The organism is Streptomyces sp. NPDC091280 (assembly GCF_044768565.1).
Lineage (GTDB): Bacteria > Actinomycetota > Actinomycetes > Streptomycetales > Streptomycetaceae > Streptomyces.
In genome coordinates, this window is record NZ_JBIVUZ010000009.1 from 142,159 (window position 1) to 166,468 (window position 24,310).

Here is a 24,310-nt window from a genome sequence, read left to right on the forward strand (position 1 = left end):
GCACTCGAACTAGCCGAGCTTCGACTCCAGTTCCGCCACGATCTCGTTCACCGGGACCGCCGACTGCTCCCCGGACTCCATGTCCTTGAGCTGGACGACGCCCTCGGCGAGGTCGCGTTCGCCCGCGACGATCGTGTAGCGGGCGCCACTGCGGTTGGCGCTCTTCATCGCGCCCTTGAGGCCCTTCGCGCCGTAGGAGAAGTCGGCCGCGATGCCCAGCTTGCGCAGTTCGGTGACCTTGGCGAACAGGACCCGTCGGGCCTGCTCGCCGAGCGGGACCGCGAACACGCTGGTGGACGCGGGGAGTTCGAGTTCGACGCCCTCCGCCTCCAGGGCCAGCACCGTGCGGTCGACGCCCAACGCCCAGCCCACGGAGGGCAGCGCGGGTCCGCCGATCATCTCGGAGAGGCCGTCGTAGCGACCGCCGCCGCCCACCGCGGACTGGGAGCCCAGACCGTCGTGGACGAACTCGAAGGTCGTGCGGGTGTAGTAGTCGAGGCCGCGGACCAGCTTCGGGTCGTCCTCGAAGGCGACGCCCGCCGCCGTGATCAGTTCGCGGACCTCCTCGTGGTACGCCTTGCACGCGTCGCACAGGTAGTCGCGCAGCATCGGCGCGTCCGTCAACTGCTTCTGGACGTCCGGACGTTTGTCGTCGAGGACCCGCAGCGGGTTGATGTCCGCGCGGCGCAGGGTCTCCTCGTCGAGGTCCAGGCCCCGCAGGAAGCTCTGCAACGCCTCCCGGTACACCGGGCGGCACTCCTTGTCGCCCAGGCTGTTGAGGAGGATGCGGAACTGGCGCAGGCCCAGCGAGCGGTACGCCTGGTCCGCGAGGATGATCAACTCGGCGTCCAGGGCGGGGTCCTCGGCCCCGATCGCCTCGGCGCCGACCTGGGAGAAGTGGCGGTAACGGCCCGCCTGCGGCTGCTCGTAGCGGTAGTACGAGCCCGAGTACCAGAGCTTGACCGGCAGGTTGCCCTGACGGTGCAGGTTGGCCTCGAGTGCCGCGCGCAGTACGGAGGCCGTGCCCTCGGGGCGCAGGGCGAGCCGGTCGCCGCCCTTGGTCTCGAAGGCGTACATCTCCTTGGTCACGATGTCGGTGGACTCGCCGACCCCGCGCGCGAACAGCTCGACGTTCTCGAAGCCGGGCGTCTCGACGTAGCCGTAGCCGGAGTCGCGCAGCGGTGTGGCGATCGCCTCGCGCACCGCGAGGAACTTCGCGGAGCGGGGCGGAAGCAGGTCGTACGTGCCCTTGGGGGCCTGGAAGGTACTCACGGAAGGTCTCGTCACATTCCTCGTCGGGGAGCGTTCGCGTCAGCGCCGCGCTCGCGGTGGCCGGCGGCCACGTCCCGCAGATACGGGTTGGTCGCGCGCTCCTGGCCGATGGTCGTCTGGGGGCCGTGGCCGGACAGCACCACGGTCGAGTCGTCGAGCGGCAGGCACACACGGGCCAGCGAGTCGAGGATCTCGGCGTGGGAGCCGCCGGGCAGGTCGGTGCGTCCGATGGAGCCGGCGAAGAGCAGATCCCCGGAGAAGAACACGGAGGGGATCTCCGCGGTCTCGGGCATCCTGAAGGTCACCGACCCCTTCGTATGGCCGGGCGCGTGCGCGACCGAGAACTCCAGTCCCGCCAGCTCCAGCCGCGCGCCCTCGGTCAGCTCCTTGACGTCGTCGGGCTCCCCCACGGTCAGCTCGCCCATCAGCGGCATCCCGATCGAGCGGCCGAGCGCCTTCTCGGGGTCGCTCATCATGTAGCGGTCCTCGGGGTGGATCCAGGCCGGCACGTCGTGCGCGCCGCAGATCGGGACGACCGAGGCCACATGGTCGATGTGGCCATGGGTGAGGACGACCGCGACGGGCTTGAGCCGATGTTTCCTGAGCGCTTCCTCGACTCCCTCGGCGGCCTGATGGCCGGGGTCGATGATCACGCACTCCTCACCGGCGGCGGGGGCGACGAGATAACAGTTCGTCCCCCAGGCCCCGGCGGGGAACCCGGCAATGAGCACGATCGTCCTTCGTTGTGTCGATACGGGTGGGGATAAGGATCCCTGCGTCAGTGGTCAGAGCCTACCGGCGCTGCCGAATCCTCAGCGAACCCATATACGGTACGGGGCACACGCAGGCGGTCGGCTCATAAGACGCACGCGTCCCAGTCGACGTACGAGACGCATGAGGAGAGAATCCGGTGGTCACCCAGGAACAGCGGAAGCGGCAGCTCGCGCGGGAGAAGTTCTTGCGGCAGCAGCAGCGGCGCACGGCCGCCCGGCGCAAGGCGCGGGCGCGCAACTCGGTGATCGCGTCGGTGCTCGGCGTGATCGTGATCGGCAGTGTGGTGCTGTACACGACCGGGGTCATGAAGGACGACAAGAAGTCCAACGCGAGCGCGGACGTGACGCCCAGCGCCTCGGCGACGAGCAAGGCGCCGGACCCGTGCGCCAAGGCCGCCGCGGGCAAGGTCAAGACGGAGACCTGGAAGAAGGAGCCGGCGCTCACGATCGACAAGTCGGCGAAGTACACGATGAAGCTGGCGACGACCTGCGGTGACATCGACATCGCGCTGAAGGCCTCGGCCGCGCCGCACACCGTGAACTCCTTCGACTTCCTGGCCGGCAAGGGCTACTTCGACCACACGAAGTGCCACCGGCTCACCACCAGCGGCATCTACGTGCTCCAGTGCGGCGACCCGACGGGCACCGGCAGCGGCGGCCCCGGCTACACGATCCCGGACGAGAACCTGAAGGACGCCACCCTCAAGGGCAGCACCTACCCGGCGGGCACGGTGGCGATGGCGAACACCTATGACGCCTCCACCGGCAAGGGCCGCAACACCGGCGGCAGCCAGTTCTTCCTGGTCTACAAGGACAGTCCGCTCCCGGCCAACTACACCCCGTTCGGTACCATCTCGGCCTCCGGGATGAAGGTCCTCCAGAAGATCGCGGCGGCCGGTGAGAGCACGGGCGCGGGCGACGGCGCACCGAACGCGACCGTGGTGATCAACAAGGCGACGGTAACCAAATCCTGACCGTCAACAGCGAAACTTCGGTCGCGCGGGATGCGGACAGGCAACCCGCCGGTCGCCTATGTTGGCCGTGACGAAACTGTGGACGATGCCCGGGGGCACAGAGGCCCTGTGCAGGCATCATGTGGAGGAGGCGCTGTGAGCAGCGACCCGTGGGGACGCGTCGACGAGACGGGGACCGTGTACGTGCGTACGGCCGACGGCGAGCAGGTCGTCGGTTCCTGGCAGGCCGGCTCCCCTGATGAGGCGCTGGCCTATTTCGAACGCAAGTATGAGGGCCTGGTTGTCGAGATCGGCCTCCTCGAAAAGCGCGTGAAGACGACCGATCTGTCGGCGAAGGACGCGCAGACCGCCGTCGACCATCTGCGCGAGCAGGTCGACGCCCACCACGCGGTCGGCGATCTCGCCGCGCTGCGGGCCCGGCTCGACAAGCTCGTGGAGAACGTGGACGCGCGCCGCGAGGAGCGCAAGCAGCAGCGCGCCAAGCAGTCCGACGAGGCCCGGCACGCCAAGGAGGCGCTGGTCGTCGAGGCGGAGGAGCTGGCGCAGTCCGACCAGTGGCGGGCCGCCGGTGAGCGGCTGCGCGCCCTGGTGGACACCTGGAAGGGGCTGCCGCGTCTGGACCGCAAGTCGGACGACGAGCTGTGGCACCGCTTCTCGCACGCCCGGTCGGCCTTCTCCAAGCGCCGCAAGGCGCACTTCGCGTCGCTGGACGCGCAGCGCGAGGAGGCCCGCAAGACCAAGGAGAAGCTGGTCGCGGAGGCCGAGGGTCTGTCGGCCTCGAACGACTGGGGTCCCACGGCCGCGCGCTACCGCGAGCTGATGTCCGACTGGAAGGCGGCGGGCCGCGCCCAGCGCGAGCACGAGGACGATCTGTGGAACCGCTTCCGCGGTGCCCAGGACGTCTTCTTCGCCGCCCGCAGTTCGGTCTTCGCCGAGCGGGACGCGGAGCAGACGGAGAACCTGAAGCTCAAGGAGGAGCTCGCGGAGGAGGCCGAGAAGCTGCTGCCGATCGGTGACCTCAAGGCGGCCCGTGCGGCCTTCCGGTCGATCAACGAGCGCTGGGAGGCCATCGGTCATGTGCCGAGGGACGCCCGCCCGAAAGTCGAGGGCCGGATGCACACGGTCGAGCGGGCCCTCCAGGAGTCCGAGGAGACCGAGTGGCGCCGGACCAACCCGGAGGCACGCGCGCGTGCCGAGGGTCTGACCGGTCAGCTCCAGGCCGCGGTGGACAAGCTCAGGGGCCAGATCGAGCAGGCGCGCGCCCAGGGCAACGCCTCCCGCGCCGACAAGCTGGAGCGCGAGCTGGAGGGCCGCCAGGCCCTGCTGGACCAGGCGCTGAAGGGCCTCCAGGAGTTCGGCGGCTGACCCGTCCGCACGCACACGAAGAGGGGCTCCCGTACATCACGTACGGGAGCCCCTCTTCGTGCAAGCCGTTCGCCTACGTCTTGTTGCGCGCCGACGTCACCCGGTAGACGTCGTAGACGCCCTCCACTCCCCTGACCGCCTTCAGGACGTGGCCCAGGTGCTTGGGGTCGCCCATCTCGAAGGTGAAGCGGGAGGTGGCGACGCGGTCGCGGGAGGTCTGGACGGCCGCGGAGAGGATGTTGACGTGCTGGTCGGACAGGACGCGGGTGACGTCCGAGAGGAGCCGGGAGCGGTCCAGGGCCTCCACCTGGATGGCGACCAGGAAGACCGAGGACTGGGTGGGCGCCCACTCGACTTCGAGGATGCGCTCGGGTTCGCGGGACAGTGACTCCACGTTGACGCAGTCGCTGCGGTGAACCGATACTCCGCTGCCCCGCGTGACGAACCCGATGATGGGGTCGCCGGGGACAGGCGTGCAGCAGCGGGCCAGTTTGACCCACACGTCGTCGACGCCCTTGACGACGACACCCGGGTCGGCGTTCGACCGGCGCTTGCGGCCCCGGCCGGTCGTCGGCGGGACGCTCTCGTCGATCTCCTCGGTGGCCGCCTCCTCGCCGCCGAGCGCCTGCACGAGCTTCTGTACGACGTTCTGCGCGGCGACATGGCCCTCGCCGATCGCCGCGTACAGCGAGGAGATGTCCGGGTAGCGCATCTCGTGCGCGAGGGTGACCAGGGAGTCGCCGGTCAGGATGCGCTGGATCGGCAGGTTCTGTTTGCGCATCGCGCGGGCGATGGCGTCCTTGCCCTGCTCGATGGCCTCGTCCCGGCGCTCCTTGGAGAACCAGGCTCTGATCTTGTTGCGGGCGCGCGGCGACTTGACGAAGCCGAGCCAGTCGCGGGAGGGGCCCGCGCCGGGCGCCTTGGAGGTGAAGACCTCGACCAGGTCGCCGTTGTCCAGGGTGGATTCGAGCGGTACGAGCCGCCCGTTGACCCGTGCTCCTATGGTCCGGTGGCCGACCTCGGTGTGCACCGCGTACGAGAAGTCGACCGGGGTGGCACCGGCGGGCAGCGCTATGACGTCGCCCTTGGGCGTGAAGACGAAGACCTCGTTGCGGGAGAGGTCGAAGCGCAGGGACTCCAGGAACTCGCCCGGGTCCTCGGTCTCCTTCTGCCAGTCGAGCAACTGGCGCAGCCACGCCATGTCGTTGAGGTGGTCGTCCTTGCCGGTGGACCGGGGCGCGTCCGAGCGCACCTTGGACGTGCCGGCGACGGCCTCCTGCTTGTACTTCCAGTGCGCGGCGATGCCGTACTCGGCGCGGCGGTGCATGTCGAAGGTGCGGATCTGGAGTTCGACGGGCTTGCCGTTGGGGCCGATCACCGTGGTGTGCAGTGACTGGTACATGTTGAACTTGGGCATCGCGATGTAGTCCTTGAACCGGCCGGGGACCGGGTTCCAGCGCGCGTGCACGGTGCCGAGGGCCGCATAGCAGTCCCGGACCGTGTCCACGAGGACGCGGATGCCCACCAGGTCGTAGATCTCCGCGAAGTCACGGCCGCGGACGATCATCTTCTGGTAGACGCTGTAGTAGTGCTTCGGGCGGCCGGTGACGGTCGCCTTGATGCGGGCGGCGCGCAGGTCGGTCTGGACCTCGTCGGTCACTATGGCCAGGTACTCGTCACGCTTCGGTGCCCGTTCGGCCACCAGCCGGACGATCTCGTCGTACATCTTGGGGTAGAGGATCGCGAAGGCGAGGTCCTCCAGTTCCCACTTGATGGTGTTCATGCCCAGGCGGTGGGCGAGCGGCGCGTAGATCTCCAGGGTCTCGCGCGCCTTCTTCTCCTGCTTCTCGCGCTTGAGGTAGCGCATGGTGCGCATGTTGTGCAGGCGGTCGGCGAGCTTGATGACCAGGACGCGCGGGTCCTTGGCCATCGCGACGACCATCTTGCGGACGGTCTCGGCCTGCGCTGCCTCGCCGAACTTGACCTTGTCGAGCTTGGTGACGCCGTCGACGAGGAGGGCCACGGAGTCGCCGAAGTCGCGGCGGAGCTGGTCGAGGCCGTACTCGGTGTCCTCGACGGTGTCGTGCAGCAGGCCCGCCATCAGCGTGGCCGGGTCCATGCCCAGCTCGGCGAGGATCGTCGTCACGGCGAGCGGGTGCGTGATGTACGGGTCGCCGCTCTTGCGCTTCTGGCCGCGGTGCCAGCGCTCGGCGACCTGGTAGGCGCTCTCGACCTGGCGGAGGGTGGCCGTCTCGATCTTCGGGTCGTTGCTGCGCACTATCCGCAGCAGCGGCTCCAGGACCGGGTTGTACGGGTTGGAGCGCTGCACGCCGAGGCGGGCCAGGCGGGCGCGGACGCGGTTGGAGGAGCCTCCGGAGCGCGCGGCGGGCTGACCGGCGGTGGGGCGGGGCGCGGGGGTGGCCGCGGGGCGCTCGGGCTGGTCCGGCTTGGGACGCGAGGGCTCGGCCGCCTTGTCGGCGGGGGCCGTCTGGGCGTGCTCCGCCGTACCGCGCGGCTCGCTGTGCGCGGTGCTCGCACCGGTCGCCGGCTCGGCCGCGGGGCCCGGGGTGGGCTCGGGCTTGGCGGCGGTCAGGGGCTGGGCCTCGTCTGCCAAGAGGACTCCTCGTGCGCGATCCGGGTCCCCCGGTCAGGCTCCGGAGTGCCCATGGTAGCGATCCCGGGCTCGGGGATCGCCTTCAGGCCGATGTGAGGGCCGTCTACCGGTGAAACGCGAGGGGCCGCCACCGGCATTCCGAAGGTGACGTGCGGGCGCCTTGGAGGTGTCTCTCGGTGGTACGGCCCCGGGCGCCCCGGGGACGGGAACGGCCGCCCCGGTGTCACCGGGGCGGCCGTCACGTCACGCGTGCACCTCAGACGACGAGCAGTGCCTCCAGCGGTGCCCCGTCCAGAGCCGGCTCCAGGCGGGCGCGGCCCGCGAGGAAGCCCAGTTCCATCAGGACCGCCAGACCGGCGACCTCGGCGCCCGCCCGGCGGATCAGCTGGACCGAGGCCTCGGCCGTGCCGCCCGTGGCCAGGACGTCGTCCACGATCAGGACGCGGTCTGCGGCCGACAGGTCCTCCGCGTGGACCTCGATCTCGGCGGAGCCGTACTCCAGGTCGTAGGCCTGGCCGAGCGTCGCTCCGGGGAGCTTGCCCGCCTTGCGCACGGGAATGAAGCCGACGCCCGCGCGGACCGCCACCGGCGCCCCGAGGATGAAGCCGCGGGCCTCCAGGCCGACGACCTTGGTGGCGCCGGTGCGCTCCACGACCTCGGCGAGCGCGTCGGTGAGGGCGGTGAACGCGGCCGGGTCCGCCAGGAGCGGGGTGATGTCCTTGAACATCACACCCGGCTCCGGGTAGTCGGCCACATCGCGGATGCGGCTGAGCAGCAGCTCCTGGACGTCGGTCATCGGCGCTTCCCGGAGGGGCGGCCACGGCCGCGGTTGCGGGACGCGGGCTGCGTGCGCGGTCCTACGACCGCTGCCTCGTCCTCGTCGTCGTAGTCGCCGTCCGTGTCGTCGGTGACCTCGGGCTCGACCGGCTCACCCTGCGCGGCGGCCTGGGCCCGCTTGGCGAGGACGCGCTTCTTGAGCGCCTTCATCTGCGGCTCGGCCTCCTTGAGGTCGGCGACCAGCGGCGTGGCGATGAAGATCGAGGAGTACGCACCGGCCGCGAGGCCGACGAACAGCGACAGCGAGATGTCGTTGAGGACACCCGCGCCGAGGAAGCCGCCGCCGATGAACAGCAGGGCCCCGACCGGGAGCAGCGCGACGACCGTGGTGTTGATCGACCGCATCAGCGTGCCGTTGATCGAACGGTTCGCGACATCGCTGTAGGTCCAGCGGGTCTGCTTGGTGATGTCCTTGGTCTGCTCCTTGAGGCTGTCGAAGACGACGACCGTGTCGTAGAGCGAGTAACCGAGGATGGTCAGCAGACCGATCACCGTGCCGGGCGTGACCTCGAAGCCGACGAGGGCGTAGATGCCGATGGTGATGGTGATGTCGTGGATCAGGGCGACGAGCGCGGCCAGGGCCATCCGCCACTCGAAGGCGATCGCCAGGTAGATCACGACCAGCACCATGAAGATCGCCAGGCCCTCCCAGGCCTTGTTGGCGATCTGGTCGCCCCAGCTGGGGCCGACCAGGTCGGCGGCGATGCTCTCGGAGCTGACGTTCAGGTCCTTGGCCAGCTTGGCCTTGATGCCGTCGGACTTGTCGGTGTCGATGCCGGCGATCTGGATGCGCAGGCTGCCGTCACCGAGCTTCTGGACGACCGCGTCGTGGCCGGAGGCGTCCTCGGCGTACTTCTCCGCCTGGCTCACCGAGGCACTCATGTGCTTCGGCGTGGTGAAGGCGGCGCCGCCCTGGAACTCGATGCCCATGTTCAGGCCGCGCACCGTCAGACCGAGGATGGCCGTGATGGTGATCAGGATCGAGACGCCGTACCAGATCTTGCGATTGCCGACGAAGTCGTACCCGACCTCGCCACGGTGCAGTCGGGCGCCGAGGTTGCCGAGTTTCGACATCTCACGCCTCCTTCGTGTCGACAGGGCCGGCGGCAAGACCGGAGGGACGGCGGGTGCGGCGCAGCGGCGCCTTGGCGCCGAGGGCCTTCGGGTCGAGGCCCGAGTACTTGTGACCGCCGGAGAAGAACTTGCGGCGGGCCAGGATCGTCATCAGCGGCTTGGTGAACAGGAACACCACGACGACGTCGAGCACGGTGGTCAGACCGAGGGTGAACGCGAAGCCCTGGACCTTGCCGACGGTGACGATGAACAGCACCGCGGCGGCGAGGAACGACACGAAGTCGGAGACCAGGATGGTGCGCCGGGCGCGCGGCCAGGCCCGCTCGACGGCGGGGCGCAGCGAGCGGCCCTCGCGGATCTCGTCCCTGATGCGTTCGAAGAACACGATGAACGAGTCCGCGGTGATACCGATCGCGACGATCGCGCCGCAGACGGCCGGCAGGTTCAGCGCGAAGCCGATGCCCGGACCGAGCAGGGCCATGATCACGTAGGTGAGGATCGCGGAGACCAGCAGCGAGGGGATCGCGATGACCGACAGACCGCGGTAGAAGATCAGCAGGTAGAGGACGACCAGACCGAGGCCGATCGCGCCCGCGATCAGACCGGCGTGCAGCTGCTCACCGCCGAGGGCCGCGGTCACCGTGGTGACGCTGTCCTCCTTGAAGGTGAGCGGCAGGGCGCCGTAGGACAGCATGTTGGCGAGGCTCTGGGCCTCTTCCTGGGTGAAGCTGCCGGAGATCTCCGCGCTGCCGCCGGTGATCGACGAGCTGACGGAGGGGCTGGAGACGACCTGGCCGTCGAGGACGATGCCGAACTCGTTCTGCGGGGCGGTGTTCTTCGCCAGTTCGCCGGTGACGGTGGCGAACTTGTCGCCGCCCTTGCCGGTGAAGTCCATGGTGACCTGCCAGCCGGCGGCGGTCGTCGTGTTGAAGACGGCCGAGGCCTTCTTGACGTCCGTGCCGTCGACGGCGGCGGGGCCGAGCAGGTACTTGTACCAGACGCCGTTGACCTGGCCGCAGGCCACGGTCGCGTCGGTGGCCTTGGAGTCCTTGCCCGCGGTGTTCTGGACCGACTTCTTGGAGCAGTCCAGCGCGGTGTACTGGGCCTCCAGCTTGGCCGCCGCCTGACTGGCGGCGCTGCTGCTGGACGCGGACGGGGAGGCGCTGGCCGAGGCCGAGGCGCTGGCGCTCGCGGACGGGGTGGAACCGGCCTTCAGGGCGTCGCTGAGGGCACGTCCCTGCGAGGTGGAGGTGGCCGACGGGGTCGCGGAGCCGGTCTTGGACGAGGAAGCCGTCGTCTTGGGGCTGGCCGAGCTCGACGGGCTGCTGGAGGCGCTGCCGGACGCGCTCGGGGACGGGCTCGCCGCGGCGCCGACCGACGCCTCGGTGGCCAGGACCGGGCGGAAGTACAGCTTGGCCGTGGTGCCGACCTGCTGCCGCGCTTCCTCCGAGTTCGTGCCCTTGGGGATGTTGACGATGATGTTCCTGGTGCCCTGCGTCTGGACCTCGGCCTCCGAGACACCAAGACCATTGACACGGCGGTTCATGATGTCGACCGCGGTGTCCATGTTGGCCTTGTTGATCGCGGATTCCTGGCCCTTCTCCGGGACGGCCCGGAGAGTGATGCTCGTACCGCCGGCCAGGTCGATGCCGAGACGCGGAGTGGTGTGCCCGGATGCGAACATGCCACCGGTGAGCGCCACGATGGCGATCAGGATGAGGGCCAGCGAGCGCCCCGGCTTGCTCTGGGCGCTCGCGTTACGGCCCCTCTTAGGTGCTGCCACCTTCTCGTACTCCCTCTCGGGCCGCTCCGCGCCGGGTCAGCGCGCCTGCGGCCATGACATGGTGTCGGGATCCCGTGCGAGCGACGCACGTCCCCGGGGTGCGCGGGGCGCGAGCGGGTCGCGCCGCGCTCCCGGGACGTGACTACTTCGCGTCGGAGTCGCCGTCGGTCTTCTTCGGCTCTTCGTCCGTCTTGGCCTCGGCGGCCTCGGCCGGTTCCCCGGTGGCGTCGGCCGGCTCGTCGGCCGCGTCCTTCTTGCCGAGGTCGATGGGCTTGTCGTCGGAAGAGTCGGCGGCGGGCTCGTCGGTCTCGGTGAGGGAGGAAGCGTCGTCCGGGACGACGTCCGCGTCGTCCTTCAGGTCGTGCTCGATGCCGTGGACAATGCGGTTGTACTCGTCGTCGGTGAGGACGGCGCCGATCGCGTTCTTCGCGAAGAGGAGCTCGACGCCGGGGCCGGCGTCGAGGAGAACCGTCTCCTCGTTGACCTCCTTGACCGTCGCGTACACGCCCCCGATCGTGCGGACGCCGGTGCCGGGCTGCATCTCATTACGCATCGACGCGGCTGCCTGCTGCTTGCGCTTGGCAGAGCGGGTCATCAGGAACATGGCCCCGATGAGCACGATGAAGGGGAGGAGGGTCACGATATTCACGGGACGGAATTTCCTTCGCACGACCGCGGCGGTGAGCGGCCTGGTGGATGGGGGTGGTCGGCGCCGCCCACAAGGGCGGCATCGGCGGAGTCTAAGCGAGTCCACGCTGATGGAACAACGCTCAGCATGGCACCGGGGTTCCTGCCCCGGCCATTGTCCCCGCCGTCACGCCCCGAACAGGTCCCCTTGTCCGTTTCCCCCGGTTGACGAGCGGGGCGGGGTGAGGCCGAGATGGGCCCACGCGGCGGGGGTGGCGACGCGTCCGCGCGGGGTGCGGGCCAGCAGTCCTTCCCGTACGAGGAAGGGTTCGGCGACCTCTTCGACGGTCTCGCGCTCCTCCCCCACCGCGACCGCGAGCGTGGACAGGCCGACCGGTCCGCCGCCGAACAGCTTGAGCAGTGCCTCCAGGACACCTCGGTCGAGCCGGTCGAGGCCGCGGCCGTCGACCTCGTACACCTTGAGGGCCGCGCCCGCGATGTCCCGGGTGATGAAGCCGTCGGCCTTGACCTGCGCGTAGTCCCGGACGCGGCGCAGCAGCCGGTTGGCGATGCGAGGCGTACCGCGCGAGCGGCCGGCGATCTCGGCGGCGCCTGCGGGGTCGATCTCCACGTCGAGGAGGTCCGCCGAGCGGTGGACGACGCGCTTCAGCTCGGCGGGTTCGTAGAACTCCATGTGCGCGGTGAAGCCGAAGCGGTCGCGCAGCGGGGGCGGCAGCAGTCCCGCGCGCGTGGTGGCGCCGACCAGGGTGAACGGCGGGAGTTCGAGCGGGATCGCGGTGGCGCCGGGGCCCTTGCCGACGATGACGTCGACGCGGAAGTCCTCCATCGCCATGTACAGCATCTCCTCGGCGGGCCGGGACATGCGGTGGATCTCGTCCAGGAAGAGGACCTCGCCCTCCTGGAGGGAGGACAGGATCGCGGCGAGGTCGCCGGCGTGCTGGATGGCGGGGCCGCTGGTGATGCGGATGGGGGCGCCCATCTCGGCCGCGATGATCATCGAGAGGGTGGTCTTGCCGAGGCCGGGGGCGCCGGAGAGCAGTACGTGGTCGGCGGTGGCGCCACGCGCGCGTGCGGCGCGCAGCACCAGGTCGAGCTGTTCGCGGACCTTCTCCTGGCCGATGAACTCGCCCAGGTCCTTGGGGCGCAGGGCGGCCTCGACGGCCTGGTCCTCGCGGTCGGCGACCGAGCCCACCAGCCGCTCGGCGGCGGTCTCGTCGGTCGTGTCGTCCCAGTTCACTGACGTCTCCTAGCGGGCGCGGTTCAGGGTCTGCAGGGCGGCCTTGAGCAACTGCCCCACCTGCGGCGCCCCTTCGGCGGCCTCGGCCTGCGGTGCCACGGCGGCCACGGCCTCGTCGGCCTCACGGGTGGCGTACCCGAGGCCGATGAGGGCCGCGTGCAGCTGGTCGCGCCAGCCGCTGGTGACCGGCGCGCCGATCGCCGGGGCGGTGCCCACGGGTGCGCCGAGCCGGTCCTTGAACTCCAGGAGCAGCTTCTGCGCGCCCTTCTTGCCGATGCCCGGGACGGCCATCAGCGCCTTCTCGTCACCGGCGGCGACCGCCCGGCGCAGCGCGTCCGGGGTGTGCACGGCCAGCATCGCCTGCGCGAGGCGGGGGCCGACGCCGGTCGCGGTCTGGAGCAGCTCGAAGATCTGCCGCTCGTCGTCGTCGACGAAGCCGTACAGGGTGAGCGAGTCCTCGCGGACGACGAGGGAGGTGGCGAGCTTGGCCGGCTTGCCGAGGCGGAGCGTGGACAGGGTGTTCGGCGTGCACTGGACCGCCATGCCGACACCGCCGACCTCGACCACCGCGGTGTCGGGAGCGAGTGCGGCGACCGTGCCACTGACGAAGGCGATCATGCGGTACGGCCTTTCGATGCGTTCGGGGTCCTGGCTGTGTGCAGGGCGACGGCCTGCTGAAGTCGGTTCTGGGCGACCGCCTGTTGGAGGCGGTGCTGCGCGGGGGCCCGCCAGATGTGGCAGATCGCGAGAGCGAGGGCGTCGGCCGCGTCGGCGGGCTTGGGGGGAGCGTCGAGCCGGAGCAGCCGGGTCACCATCGCGCCGACCTGCGCCTTGTCGGCGCGTCCGCTGCCGGTGACGGCGGCCTTGACCTCGCTCGGGGTGTGCAGGGCGACCGGGATGCCGCGGCGGGCGGCGCACAGCATGGCCACGGCGCTGGCCTGGGCGGTGCCCATCACCGTCCGCACGTTGTGCTGGCTGAACACCCGCTCCACGGCGACGAATTCGGGCCGGTGCTCGTCGAGCCACGCCTCGATGCCCTGCTCGATGGCGACCAGCCGCAGCCCCAGCTCGGCGTCCGCCGGAGTGCGTACGACACCGACGCCGACCATGGTGAGCGGCCGGCCCGCGACTCCCTCGACGACACCGACACCGCATCGCGTGAGACCGGGGTCGACTCCCAGTACGCGCACACCAACCCCCCTCGTTCGATCGCCAGTTTGTGCAGGCTATCGGGTGTCACTGACAAAGCGGCGGGCCGACGGGGTGTGTCCCGTCGGCCCGCCGAAATCCCGCTCAGCTCGCGGCAGCGCTACGCGTCGACCTTCTCCATGACCTCGTCGCTGACGTCGAAGTTGGCGAAGACGTTCTGCACGTCGTCGCTGTCCTCCAGGGCGTCGATCAGCTTGAAGATCTTGCGGGCGCCTTCCTCGTCGAGTTCGACCTGCATGGTCGGGACGAAGTTGGCGTCGGCGGAGTCGTAGTCGATCCCGGCGTCCTGGAGCGCGGTGCGGACCGCGACCAGGTCGGTGGCCTCGGAGATGACCTCGAAGGACTCACCGAGGTCGTTGACCTCCTCGGCGCCCGCGTCGAGCACGGCACCCAGGACGTCGTCCTCGGTCAGCTCGCCCTTGGGGACGACGACGACGCCCTTGCGGTTGAAGAGGTACGAGACGGAACCGGGGTCCGCCATGTTCCCGCCGTTGCGGGTCATGGCGACGCGGACGTCCGAGGCGGCGCGGTTGCGGTTGTCGGTGAGGCACTCGATGAGCACCGCGACTCCGTTGGGGCCGTAACCCTCGTACATGATCGTCTCGTAGTCGGCGCCACCGGCTTCGAGGCCGGCGCCGCGCTTGACGGCGGAGTCGATGTTCTTGTTCGGGACCGAGCTCTTCTTGGCCTTCTGGATGGCGTCGAACAGCGTCGGGTTGCCGGACACATCGGCACCACCGGTACGGGCCGCGACCTCGATGTTCTTGATCATCTTCGCGAAGAGCTTGCCGCGCTTGGCGTCGATCACGGCCTTCTTGTGCTTCGTCGTAGCCCATTTAGAGTGGCCGGACATCTGCCTGTCTCCTTCGCGTAACCCAACTCTTTACGAACCCCAGAGATCCTACTAGGACCCCGGAGCCAGGTTCGCGCGCACCATGTCGACGAACAGCGAGTGCACGCGGTGGTCGCCGGTCAGTTCCGGGTGGAACGACGTGGCGAGCGCGTTGCCCTGGCGGACCGCGACGATGTGGCCCTCGTGCTCGGCGAGGACCTCGGTCTCGGCGCCGACGGACTCGACCCAGGGGGCGCGGATGAAAACGCCCTCTACAGGATCGCCCTCGACGCCCGTCACGTCGACCGCCGCCTCGAAGGACTCGTTCTGACGTCCGAAGGCGTTGCGGCGCACGATCATGTCGATGCCGCCGATCGTCTCCTGGCCCGAGCGTGGGTCGAGGATCTTGTCGGCGAGCATGATCAGGCCGGCGCAGGTGCCGTAGACGGGCATACCGGCACGCACGCGTGCGCGCAGGGGCTCCATCAGTCCGAAGAGGACGGCCAGCTTGGAGATGGTGGTGGACTCACCCCCGGGGATGACGAGGGCGTCCACCTCGGCGAGTTCCTCGGGACGCCTGACCTGCCTGGCCACGGCGTCGGCCGCGGCCAGGGCGATCAGGTGTTCCCGTACATCTCCCTGGAGCGCGAGCACTCCGACCACGGGAGTGGTCATCACCAGCCCCGGTTCGCGTAACGCTCGGTCTCGGGGAGGGTGTCGCAGTTGATGCCGACCATGGCCTCGCCGAGGTTGCGGGACGCGTCCGCGATGATCTTCGGGTCGTCGTAGAACGTGGTCGCCTTCACGATGGCGGCGGCGCGCTTGGCGGGGTCGCCGGACTTGAAGATGCCGGAGCCGACGAAGACGCCCTCGGCGCCGAGCTGGCGCATCAGCGCGGCGTCGGCGGGGGTGGCGACGCCACCGGCGGAGAACAGCACGACCGGGAGCTTGCCCAGCTCGGCGACCTCGCGGACCAGCTCGTACGGGGCACGCAGGTCCTTGGCGGCGGCGTACAGCTCGTTGTTGTCGAAGCCGCGCAGGCGGGCGATCTCGTTCTTGATCTGGCGCAGGTGGCGGACCGCCTCGACGACGTTGCCGGTGCCGGCCTCGCCCTTGGAGCGGATCATCGCGGCGCCCTCGGCGATGCGGCGCAGGGCCTCGCCGAGGTTGGTGGCACCGCAGACGAAGGGGGTCGTGAAGGCGAACTTGTCGCTGTGGTTGACCTCGTCGGCCGGGGTGAGGACCTCGGACTCGTCGATGTAGTCGACGCCGAGGGACTGGAGGACCTGGGCCTCGACGAAGTGACCGATGCGGGACTTGGCCATGACCGGGATGGAGACCGCCTCGATGATCTCCTCGATCATGTTCGGGTCGGACATCCGGGCCACGCCGCCGTCCTTGCGGATGTCGGCGGGGACCCGCTCCAGGGCCATGACGGCCACGGCACCGGCGTCCTCGGCGATCTTCGCCTGCTCGGCGTTGACCACGTCCATGATCACCCCGCCCTTGAGCTGCTCGGCCATCCCGCGCTTCACACGCGCGGTGCCGGTCTCGGGGGTCTGGGCGGAGCTGGGGGTGCTGGACACGGGGTGACCTCACTCGGTGGAAGAGGGTTGCTGCACTACCGAGCAAACGCGAGAGACCCAGGCCACAGCAAGGGCCAATGAACAGCCGGTGGATCGTTTTGGCAGCTGTGTGTCGGGGGGTGGGGTGGTGGGGCCTGCGGGGTGGCATCTGGGGCGGGGGCCCTGACCTGCCGTGCTGCGGGCGGCTCCCGGCAGCACGGCCCCGCAGGCGCGGGGCTTCCACCGGAGCGGAGCGGGCCCCACCAGGGCCGGTCCGGCCCGACGCCTCAGCCGCGGGATCATGCCGCAGGCACGGGCCCGGGGCTGACCTCCTCAGCCTCCCGCACCCCGATCAACCGGAAAGACGGGCGGTCGGGCGCGCCCACCCGCGGTGCCGCGCCAGCTCGCGCCGGCGCCGCATCACAGCCAGTCCTACGCCGCCCGGTCCACCAGTGGTGCCGGTGGCTCGTCGTCCATTTCGAAGGCCATGGGGAAAGGGGCGTGTCCGGCCAGGCGGAACCAGCGGACCTTGCGGTGTTCGCGGAGGCGGCGGGCCGCGCCCACGGCGTCGTTGTGGAAGCGGCGGGCCATCGGCACGCGCCGTACCGCCTCGGCGAGTTCGCGGGCCGCCGCCTCTCCGCCGGGGGCCTCGCGGACGTCCTCGACCTGCGGGGGCTCGGCGAAAACCGCGCGCAGCGCCTGGCTCAACTCGCTCTCGGCGACCTCCCGTTGCTCCTCCTCGGCCTGCCGGGCGGCGTGCGCGGCCTCGTAGAGGACGATCGACGCGGCCGGGTCGAGGACACCCGAGGTGGCCAACTCCTGTGTCACCGAGGCGCGGCGCAGCAGTTGCGCGTCGAGTGCCGCGCGTGCCGCGTCGATCCGGGCGTGCAGCCGGTCGAGCCGGCCCGCGGTCCAGCTCAGGTACAGGCCGATCGCCACCAGGGCGACGAGGATCCAGATCAGAGTTGCGCTCACGGGCGGCAAGGCTACCGGGCCGTTCCACCAGGGTCGGGCGGGTGTCGCCCGGGCCGAGGCGACCGAGTGTCCCCGAGGCGCCCGTTCAGTCCCGTGCCAGGCCGAACCTCGCCCGCAGGCCCGTGCGTTCGTCCGTGGCGACGGCCGCCGCGCCCGCGGTCACCGTCTCGTACACGGACAGGATGTCCGCCCCGACGGTGGACCAGTCGAAGCGCCGTACGTGGGCGCTCCCGCTGCGGCGCAGCTGTGCCAGCCGCTCGGGGTCGCCCAGGAGTCGTACGGCCGCTTCGGCGAGGGTGTCGGGGTCCTCGTTGGTGAACAGCTCGCCGGCCGCGCCCTGGTCGAGGACCTGCGCGAAGGCGGGCAGGTCGGAGGCGAGCACCGGGGCGCCCGCCGACATCGCCTCGACGAGGATGATCCCGAAGCTCTCGCCGCCGGTGTTGGGAGCGACGTAGAGGTCGATGCTGCGCAGGAAGCGGGCCTTGTCCTCGTCGCTGATCATGCCGAGGAACTCGACGCGTGCGCGCAGTTCCTCGGGCAGTGTCTCGACGGCCTCCTTCTCGTCGCCGCGTCCGGCCACCAGCAGCCGGGCGTTCGGGCGTTCGGCGAGGATCTTCGGGAGGGCCTTCATGAGCACCGGGAGGCCCTTGCGGGGTTCGTCGATGCGCCCGATGAAGCCGATCGTCTCCCCCTGCCACTCGGGCCTGGGTTCGGCGCGGGCGAAGAAGTCGACGTCGACGCCGTTCGGGATGACGACCGCGTCCCCGCCGAGGTGTTCGACGAGCGTGCGGCGGGCGTACTCGCTCACCGCGATCCGCGCGCTGATCTTCTCCAGCGCGGCCTGGAGGATCGCGTACGCGGCGATCATCGCCCGGGAGCGCGGGTTGGAGGTGTGGAAGGTGGCGACGATCGGACCCTGCGCGGCCCAGCAGGTCAGCAGGCCCAGGGACGGCGAGGTCGGTTCGTGGATGTGGATGACGTCGAACTCGCCGTCGTGCAGCCAGCGCCGGACGCGGGCGGCGGACAGGAAGCCGAAGTTCAGCCGGGCCACCGAGCCGTTGTACGGCACCGGGACGGCGCGCCCGGCCGAGACGACGTACGGCGGGAGCGGGGTGTCGTCGTCGGCCGGGGCCAGGACGGACACCTCGTGGCCGAGCCGGATGAAGTACTCGGCGAGGTCCCTGATGTGGAACTGGACGCCGCCCGGCACGTCCCAGGAGTAGGGGCAGACGATGCCGATCCTCACGAGGGCCCCTTCGCGGGGTCGAGGTCCGCGAGCCACAAGCGCTGGAGCATGTGCCAGTCCTCCGGGTGGTCGGCGATGCCGGTGGCGAAGGCGTCTGCCAGCGCCTGTGTCATCACAGACGTCTTCTCGGCCCGGTCACCTGACTCGGGCACCTCGACGGGCGGATGGACGCGTCCCCTCATGACCGGGGAGTCGTCGTACCAGAGCGTGACCGGGAGCAGCAGCGCGCCCGTCTGCTGGGCGAGGAGGGCCGGTCCCGCGGGCATCCTGGTGGTCTCGCCGAAGAACTTCACCTCGACGCCGGAGGCGGACAGGTCGCGTTCGGCGACCAGGCAGACCAGACCGCCGTCGCGCAGCCGCCGGGCGAGCGTGCCGAAGGCGGTGCCGCCGCTGTGCGGCAGGACCTCCATGCCGAGGCCCTCGCGGTAGGCGACGAACCGGTCGTAGAGCGTCTCGGGCTTGAGGCGTTCGGCGACCGTGGTGAACGGCGTCTCCAGGGCGGTGGTGACCCAGGCGCCGGCGAGGTCCCAGTTGGCGAGGTGCGGCAGCGCGAGGATGACACCGCGGTCGGAGGCGATGCCCTCGGTGAGGTGGTGCACGTCCTTGGGGTCGAAGCCGGTGCGGATCCGCTCGGCGCTCCAGGCCGGGAGCCGGAAGGACTCCATCCAGTAGCGCAGGTACGACCGCATGCCCGCGCGCGAGAGCTCGGCGAGGCGCTCGGGGCTCGCGTCGGGCACCACGCGCGCGTAGTTGCTCTCCAGGCGCCGCACGCCCTTGCCGCGCCGCTTCCAGGCGAGGTCGGCGACGGTGCGGCCGAGCCGGACGGCGACCGGCTCGGGGAGCTTCTTGACGGTGCTCCAGCCGAGGCCGTAGAGGGCGTCCGTCAGCCGTTCCCGCGCACTGGTCACGGGGTCGCCCCGCTGCTGTGCTGCGCGGCCTCCCGCTCGGCCTCCGCGTCGGCCTCGGCGGCCTCGCGGCGGACCGTGACGACCCGCTGGACCAGCGTGACCAGGCTGCCCACGGCGACGATCCACAGCGCGATCGGCAGCAGCCACTGGATGCCCGGGACGCCGAACTTGTGCAGACCCGAGAGGCCGCACGCGACGAGGGAGATCACGAGCCGCTCGGCCCGCTCGACCAGGCCGTTGACGGCGACCGGCAGACCGATGGCCTCGCCGCGCGCCTTGGTGTACGACACCACCTGGCCGCTGGCCAGGCAGAAGATCGAGACGGCGCACAGGGCGATGTTGTCGCCGCCGCCCGCGTACCAGAGGGCGAGGCCGCCGAAGATCGCGCCGTCGGCGACCCGGTCGAGCGTGGAGTCGAGGAAGGCGCCCCAGCGGCTGGAACGGCCCAGCTGGCGGGCCATGTTGCCGTCGACGAGGTCGGAGAACACGAACAGCGTGATCACGACCGTGCCCCAGAAGAACTCGCCCATGGGGTAGAAGACCAGCGCGCCCGCGACCACCCCGGCGGTGCCGAGGAGGGTGACCGTGTCGGGGCTGACGCCCCGGCGGATCAGAAACGCGGCGAACGGCGTGAGGACACGCGTGAAGAATGCACGCGCGTACTTGTTCAGCATGGCCTTCCCGAGGGTCGGTGTCGCCGCGCGGCCCCTGCTGGCCACCGGCTGGCCCATCGTAGCCACGCGCGCGCGTGGGCGACCGCCGGGCACCCGCGCGCCCGTGTTCCGAATGGCTGCGGCACGACGCGACGCCGGCGGTACCGGCGGCCGGATCGCGTCCGCTGTATGGACGCACCGTGACGGGAGTGGAAAGCTCGAACCACCGCGGGCGTCATCGGAGCCGCCACCGCACGCGGCACCGTGTGTCCGCGCCCACAGTGACCTCACCGTGCACGGGAGGCAAGGCCATGGGCGACAAGGCGAACGCACACCCCGGAGCCGCCGGCAGGGCTACGGCGGCCGACCACCCCGCGTCCGTACGGAATGTGGTGCTGGTCGGCCACTCCGGATCGGGCAAGACGACTCTGGTGGAGGCCCTCGCGCTGACCGCGGGGGCGGTGAACCGGGCGGGCCGCGTGGAGGACGGCGGCACCGTCTCCGACTACGACGAGATCGAGCACCGCCAGCAGCGCTCGGTGCAGCTCTCCCTGGTGCCCGTCGACTGGGACGGGTACAAGGTCAATCTTCTCGACACCCCCGGGTACGCCGATTTCGTCGGCGAGTTGAGGGCCGGTCTGCGTGCGGCGGACGCGGCCCTCTTCGTCGTCTCGGCCTCGGACGGGGTGGACGGCTCGACCCGCATGGTGTGGGAGGAGTGCGCGGCCGTCGGCATGCCGCGCGCCATCGTCGTCACGCACCTGGAGTCGGCCCGCGCGGACTTCGAGTCGATGACCCGCACCTGCGCGGAGGCGTTCGGCGCGGACGACCCCGACGCCGTGCTCCCGCTGTACCTGCCGCTGCACGGCGCGCCGGGGCCCGACGGGCACGCGCCCGTGACCGGGCTCGTGGGGCTGCTGTCGCAGAAGCTGTTCGACTACGCGTCCGGGGAGCGCAAGGAGTCCGAGCCCGGCGCGGACCAGGTGCCCGGGATCGAGGAGGCCCGCAACCGGCTCATCGAGGGGATCATCGCGGAGAGCGAGGACGAGACCCTCATGGACCGCTATCTCGGCGGCGAGGACATCGACGTCAAGACGCTCATCGGCGACCTGGAGCGGGCCGTGGCACGCGGGGTGTTCTTCCCCGTCCTGGCCGCCGCCCCCGCCGCCGAGGGCGCCCGCCAGGGCCTGGGCACGGTCGAGCTCCTGGAGCTGATCACACGCGGCTTCCCGACCCCGCTGGAGCGCGAGGCGCCCGGGGTGACGACGGTCGACGGCCGGGCGCGCGAACTCAAGGCCTGCGACCCGAACGGGCCGCTGGTCGCCGAGGTCGTGAAGACCGCCTCCGACCCCTACGTCGGCCGGGTCTCCCTCGTCCGCGTCTTCTCCGGCACCCTGCGCCCCGACGAGACGGTCCACGTCTCCGGGCACGGCCTCGCCGACCGGGGGCACGAGGACCACGACGTCGACGAACGCGTCGGCGCCCTGTCCGCGCCCTTCGGCAAACAACAGCGGGCGCTCACCCACTGCATCGCGGGCGACCTCGCGTGCGTCGCGAAGCTGGGCCGCGCGGAGACCGGGGACACCCTCTCGGCCAAGGACGACCCGCTCCTGATGGAGCCCTGGGAGATGCCCGACCCGCTGCTGCCGCTCGCCATCCAGGCGCACAGCAAGGCGGACGAGGACAAGCTCTCGCAGGGCCTGAGCAGGCTCGTCGCCGAGGACCCCACCATGCGCCTGGAGCAGAACCAGGACACCCACCAGGTCGTCCTGTGGTGCCTGGGCGAGGCCCACGCGGACGTCGCCCTGGAACGCCTGCGCAGCCGCTACGGCGTCCAGGTCGACCTCGTCCCGCACAAGGTGTCCCTGCGGGAGACGTTCGCCGCCAAGGCGCAGGGGCGCGGCCGGCACGTCAAACAGTCGGGCGGGCACGGGCAGTTCGCGATCTGCGAGATCGAGGTCGAACCGCTCCCGGGCGGCACGGGCATCGAGTTCGTCGACAAGGTCATCGGCGGCGCGGTGCCCCGGCAGTTCATCCCGTCGGTGGAGAAGGGCGTAAGGGCCCAGGCCGCCAAGGGAGTCGCCGCCGGACATCCGCTGCTCGACGTGCGGATCACGCTCCTCGACGGCAAGGCGCACTCGGTGGACTCCTCGGACGCCGCGTTCCAGACGGCGGGCGCGCTCGCCCTGCGGGAGGCCGCGGCCGACGCGAGGATCCACCTCCTGGAGCCGGTGGCCGAGGTGACCGTCCTGGTCGGCGACGACTACGTGGGCACGGTGATGAGCGACCTCTCCGGGCGGCGCGGCCGGGTCCTGGGCACCGAGCAGACGTCCGGCGGGCGCACCCTGATCCGCGCGGAGGTCCCGGAGATAGAGATCGGCCGCTACGCCGTCGACCTCCGCTCCCTCTCGCACGGCACGGCCCGCTTCAACCGCGCCTACGTCCGGCACGAACCGATGCCCCCGCAGATCGCCGAACGGATCCGCGAACAGGCGGGCGACACACCGTAGTTCGACCCGTGGTTCGACGATCTCGTGGTGCAGGCGGGCGGCTTCGGCCGTCCGCCTACGAATGTCCGTGGCTGCCGATACGCTGATGACCTGATCAACAGGTGTGCGGAGCACGGAAGTCGGGAAAGCCGCAGAAGCGGGAACAGCGGCGATCGGGGGCGGGAATGACCGTTGACAGCGGTTACGCGGACATCTTCGGACCACAGGTGCCGCGTACGGGCGACGAGGGCCAGACGGCGACCTACGCGCTGGCCTCGGCCGCCTACCGGGACAACCCGGTCGCGGACATCAAGAAGGCCGACAACGAATGGCACCAGACGACCGTCAACGAGGGCCGCAAGTGGGCGACGATCTTCCGCCCCAACCTCGGTGAGGCCTTCGCCGGAGCCGTCGTCTCCCGCATGCTCGGCCCCGGCCGCAAGCCGCTCATCCAGTCGTTCGGCACCGAACCGCAGGCCGTCGTGGAACACGCCCTGGCGGCCAACAACATCCGCCGCGCCCGGGACAACAGGCTGTCCACCATCATGGTGCTGTGCGGCCTGCTGTTCCTGCCCGGACTGATCGTCTGGCTGCTGGTCTTCCAGCTGCGCAGCCTGATCGACAAGCGCACCCAGACGAACAAGCGGGCCGGCGCCATCGCCACCACCCTGCTCGTCGCGGTGGGCGCGGTCGCCGTGATCTTCCTGATCAAGATGCCCTTCACCGGCTTCTGGACCTGGTACGCGCGCGCTTGCGTCGTCCTCCCGGTCGTCGGCTGGCTGTGGGCCAAGCAGGTCTGCGAGAACACCGCGAAGGACCTGCGCGGACGCTGGGACAGCCTGCTCTCCGGCAGCAGCGTCGGCGCCAAGGTCCCCGAGGCGGTGCCGACCAGCCCCGGCGAGACCCAGGCCGAGCAGCTGCGCCAGGCCCTGGCCAAGCTCAGCGCCGAGCAGCAGTCCAACTCGGTCTTCTACGCCGGGCCCAAGGGCATCCTGGGCATGGGCACCCGCTGGGGCAGCTGGCAGCTCGCCGAGGACCTGATCCCGCGCGACGCCGACCGCGAGATCCACCCCTTCCGCAGCTGGGACGTCATCCGCAACATCCACGACGACCTGCGCATGCTGGAGCGGAACACCATCAACACCGGCGGCTTCCCGAAGGCGTCGGTACGGCACTGGATCGTCACACCGGTCGGCGAGGGCGCCAAGGCGGTGTCCCGGCCGGACGGCACGGACGTCGAGGCGTACCAGATCAAGTCGCACGCGATACAGGACATCTGCAACAAGCAGCAGTTCGGCGCGGGCGACCGCCACTACCTGGGGGTCCAATGGACGCTCTGGGAAGGGCAGTTGGTCATCACGATGATGATCACGGTCACCGTGCTGCACAAGACCCTGCGCATCGAGATCACCGGGCACGCGCTCGGTCCGGTGAACTCCCTGTTCACCGGCAAGCCCGAAGCCCCCACGAAGAGCGTCCAGAAGACCTTCAAGCCCTGGGAGAACCGCAGCGTCAAGCTCCCCCTCGTCCCCGCCGACGAGGTCGTACGGCTCGCGGTCCGCGCGCCCATCACCTGGTACCCGCCGCTGCTGAACTGGCTCGGCGGTTCGATAGCCCTGCCCGAGCCCTTCGGCCTGCGGCACGCCTGGGCCGATCAGCCCTGGCGCCACCGCTTCATGGCGGACGACGCGCTGCGCGCCGCGACCCCGGTGCTGCGCGTGGTGCACGCGGCGGCGATCCGCGTCCTGGACGAGAACGGCGTCGACACCGACAAGTTCAGCTCCCGCTCCTCGGCCCTCAGCGGCGGCGTCCAGGAGGTCTCGCCGAAGAAGGCCGACCTCTACGACGCGTAGCCG

Annotated in this window: 21 protein-coding genes; 4 read left to right on the top strand and 17 right to left on the bottom strand. The window is 70.5% G+C overall.

Annotated features, from left to right (window positions below; genetic code table 11):
- Window positions 1–9: 9 nt before the first annotated feature.
- Together hisS and ACIQPR_RS26820 are read right to left on the bottom strand one after the other, a co-directional pair.
- Complete coding sequence (gene hisS, locus ACIQPR_RS26815; protein ID WP_403653050.1) at window positions 10–1,272, bottom strand: histidine--tRNA ligase; 1,263 nt, start codon at window positions 1,270–1,272, stop codon at window positions 10–12.
- A gap of 11 nt (window positions 1,273–1,283) precedes the next feature.
- On the bottom strand, window positions 1,284–2,003 hold the full coding sequence (locus ACIQPR_RS26820; RefSeq protein WP_403653053.1) for an MBL fold metallo-hydrolase: 720 nt from the start codon (window positions 2,001–2,003) through the stop codon (window positions 1,284–1,286).
- A 179-nt stretch (window positions 2,004–2,182) separates the two neighbouring features.
- Here ACIQPR_RS26820 and ACIQPR_RS26825 point away from each other — a divergent pair, with 179 nt between their 5' ends.
- Both ACIQPR_RS26825 and ACIQPR_RS26830 read left to right on the top strand, forming a co-directional pair.
- Window positions 2,183–3,019, top strand: coding sequence for a peptidylprolyl isomerase (locus tag ACIQPR_RS26825; protein ID WP_403653056.1), 837 nt, complete (start codon window positions 2,183–2,185; stop codon window positions 3,017–3,019).
- 135 nt (window positions 3,020–3,154) lie between these two features.
- A complete protein-coding gene (locus ACIQPR_RS26830) occupies window positions 3,155–4,384 on the top strand; it encodes a DUF349 domain-containing protein (RefSeq protein WP_403653059.1) in 1,230 nt (409 codons plus the stop codon).
- Window positions 4,385–4,457: 73 nt separating this feature from the next.
- On the opposite strand, the gene ACIQPR_RS26835 is transcribed toward ACIQPR_RS26830, so the two are convergent.
- The 15 genes from ACIQPR_RS26835 to pgsA all read right to left on the bottom strand — a co-directional run bounded on the left by ACIQPR_RS26835 (window position 4,458) and on the right by pgsA (window position 20,043).
- The gene (locus ACIQPR_RS26835; RefSeq protein WP_403653062.1) at window positions 4,458–6,998 is read right to left on the bottom strand and encodes a RelA/SpoT family protein; all 2,541 of its coding nucleotides are present in this window, start codon (window positions 6,996–6,998) and stop codon (window positions 4,458–4,460) included.
- A gap of 256 nt (window positions 6,999–7,254) precedes the next feature.
- On the bottom strand, window positions 7,255–7,794 hold the full coding sequence (locus ACIQPR_RS26840; RefSeq protein WP_403653064.1) for an adenine phosphoribosyltransferase: 540 nt from the start codon (window positions 7,792–7,794) through the stop codon (window positions 7,255–7,257).
- On the bottom strand, window positions 7,791–8,909 hold the full coding sequence (secF, locus tag ACIQPR_RS26845; RefSeq protein WP_403653067.1) for a protein translocase subunit SecF: 1,119 nt from the start codon (window positions 8,907–8,909) through the stop codon (window positions 7,791–7,793). Before secF ends, ACIQPR_RS26840 begins: the two co-directional genes overlap by 4 nt.
- A 1-nt stretch (window position 8,910) precedes the next feature.
- The gene (gene secD / locus ACIQPR_RS26850; protein WP_403653070.1) at window positions 8,911–10,692 is read right to left on the bottom strand and encodes a protein translocase subunit SecD; all 1,782 of its coding nucleotides are present in this window, start codon (window positions 10,690–10,692) and stop codon (window positions 8,911–8,913) included.
- Between the two features lie 142 nt (window positions 10,693–10,834).
- Window positions 10,835–11,341, bottom strand: a complete 507-nt coding sequence (gene yajC, locus ACIQPR_RS26855) for a preprotein translocase subunit YajC (protein ID WP_403653073.1) — start codon at window positions 11,339–11,341, stop codon at window positions 10,835–10,837.
- Window positions 11,342–11,506: 165 nt separating this feature from the next.
- The gene (gene ruvB / locus ACIQPR_RS26860) at window positions 11,507–12,577 is read right to left on the bottom strand and encodes a Holliday junction branch migration DNA helicase RuvB (RefSeq protein ID WP_403653076.1); all 1,071 of its coding nucleotides are present in this window, start codon (window positions 12,575–12,577) and stop codon (window positions 11,507–11,509) included.
- A 9-nt stretch (window positions 12,578–12,586) separates the two neighbouring features.
- Window positions 12,587–13,195: a Holliday junction branch migration protein RuvA gene (ruvA, locus tag ACIQPR_RS26865; protein WP_403653079.1), complete on the bottom strand. Its 609-nt coding sequence runs from the start codon at window positions 13,193–13,195 to the stop codon at window positions 12,587–12,589.
- Window positions 13,192–13,767: a crossover junction endodeoxyribonuclease RuvC gene (gene ruvC, locus ACIQPR_RS26870; protein WP_403653081.1), complete on the bottom strand. Its 576-nt coding sequence runs from the start codon at window positions 13,765–13,767 to the stop codon at window positions 13,192–13,194. The genes ruvA and ruvC overlap by 4 nt, the downstream gene beginning before the upstream one ends.
- A 119-nt stretch (window positions 13,768–13,886) precedes the next feature.
- Window positions 13,887–14,639: a YebC/PmpR family DNA-binding transcriptional regulator gene (locus tag ACIQPR_RS26875; protein ID WP_019066362.1), complete on the bottom strand. Its 753-nt coding sequence runs from the start codon at window positions 14,637–14,639 to the stop codon at window positions 13,887–13,889.
- Between the two features lie 51 nt (window positions 14,640–14,690).
- Window positions 14,691–15,293: a pyridoxal 5'-phosphate synthase glutaminase subunit PdxT gene (gene pdxT, locus ACIQPR_RS26880; RefSeq protein ID WP_403653084.1), complete on the bottom strand. Its 603-nt coding sequence runs from the start codon at window positions 15,291–15,293 to the stop codon at window positions 14,691–14,693.
- On the bottom strand, window positions 15,293–16,141 hold the full coding sequence (gene pdxS / locus ACIQPR_RS26885; protein WP_403653944.1) for a pyridoxal 5'-phosphate synthase lyase subunit PdxS: 849 nt from the start codon (window positions 16,139–16,141) through the stop codon (window positions 15,293–15,295). Before pdxS ends, pdxT begins: the two co-directional genes overlap by 1 nt.
- A 474-nt stretch (window positions 16,142–16,615) precedes the next feature.
- Entirely contained in the window at window positions 16,616–17,158 is a 543-nt protein-coding gene (locus tag ACIQPR_RS26890; RefSeq protein WP_403653087.1) for a hypothetical protein, read from the bottom strand.
- Between the two features lie 85 nt (window positions 17,159–17,243).
- On the bottom strand, window positions 17,244–18,404 hold the full coding sequence (locus ACIQPR_RS26895) for a glycosyltransferase family 4 protein (protein ID WP_403653089.1): 1,161 nt from the start codon (window positions 18,402–18,404) through the stop codon (window positions 17,244–17,246).
- A complete protein-coding gene (locus ACIQPR_RS26900; protein ID WP_403653092.1) occupies window positions 18,401–19,312 on the bottom strand; it encodes a phosphatidylinositol mannoside acyltransferase in 912 nt (303 codons plus the stop codon). Before ACIQPR_RS26900 ends, ACIQPR_RS26895 begins: the two co-directional genes overlap by 4 nt.
- Window positions 19,309–20,043 (bottom strand): phosphatidylinositol phosphate synthase, encoded by a 735-nt coding sequence (gene pgsA / locus ACIQPR_RS26905; protein WP_403653095.1) that lies wholly within the window; start codon window positions 20,041–20,043, stop codon window positions 19,309–19,311. The genes ACIQPR_RS26900 and pgsA overlap by 4 nt, the downstream gene beginning before the upstream one ends.
- A gap of 233 nt (window positions 20,044–20,276) precedes the next feature.
- On the opposite strand from pgsA, the gene ACIQPR_RS26910 reads away from it, so the two are divergent.
- Window positions 20,277–22,475, top strand: coding sequence for an elongation factor G-like protein EF-G2 (locus tag ACIQPR_RS26910; protein WP_403653098.1), 2,199 nt, complete (start codon window positions 20,277–20,279; stop codon window positions 22,473–22,475).
- A 164-nt stretch (window positions 22,476–22,639) separates the two neighbouring features.
- On the top strand, window positions 22,640–24,307 hold the full coding sequence (locus ACIQPR_RS26915; protein WP_403653100.1) for a hypothetical protein: 1,668 nt from the start codon (window positions 22,640–22,642) through the stop codon (window positions 24,305–24,307).
- Window positions 24,308–24,310 lie beyond the last annotated feature (3 nt).

Bases quoted from the DNA above. Each gene is read 5' to 3' on its own strand.
- ACIQPR_RS26840 (WP_403653064.1), bottom strand. From the start codon at position 7,794: ATGACCGACGTCCAGGAGCTGCTGCTCAGCCGCATCCGCGATGTGGCC.
- ACIQPR_RS26875 (WP_019066362.1), bottom strand. From the start codon at position 14,639: ATGTCCGGCCACTCTAAATGGGCTACGACGAAGCACAAGAAGGCCGTG.
- pdxT (WP_403653084.1), bottom strand. From the start codon at position 15,293: ATGACCACTCCCGTGGTCGGAGTGCTCGCGCTCCAGGGAGATGTACGG.
- ACIQPR_RS26915 (WP_403653100.1), top strand. From the start codon at position 22,640: ATGACCGTTGACAGCGGTTACGCGGACATCTTCGGACCACAGGTGCCG.
- pdxS (WP_403653944.1), bottom strand. From the start codon at position 16,141: ATGGCCGAGCAGCTCAAGGGCGGGGTGATCATGGACGTGGTCAACGCC.
- ruvA (WP_403653079.1), bottom strand. From the start codon at position 13,195: ATGATCGCCTTCGTCAGTGGCACGGTCGCCGCACTCGCTCCCGACACC.
- pgsA (WP_403653095.1), bottom strand. From the start codon at position 20,043: ATGGGCCAGCCGGTGGCCAGCAGGGGCCGCGCGGCGACACCGACCCTC.
- secF (WP_403653067.1), bottom strand. From the start codon at position 8,909: ATGTCGAAACTCGGCAACCTCGGCGCCCGACTGCACCGTGGCGAGGTC.
- ACIQPR_RS26910 (WP_403653098.1), top strand. From the start codon at position 20,277: ATGGGCGACAAGGCGAACGCACACCCCGGAGCCGCCGGCAGGGCTACG.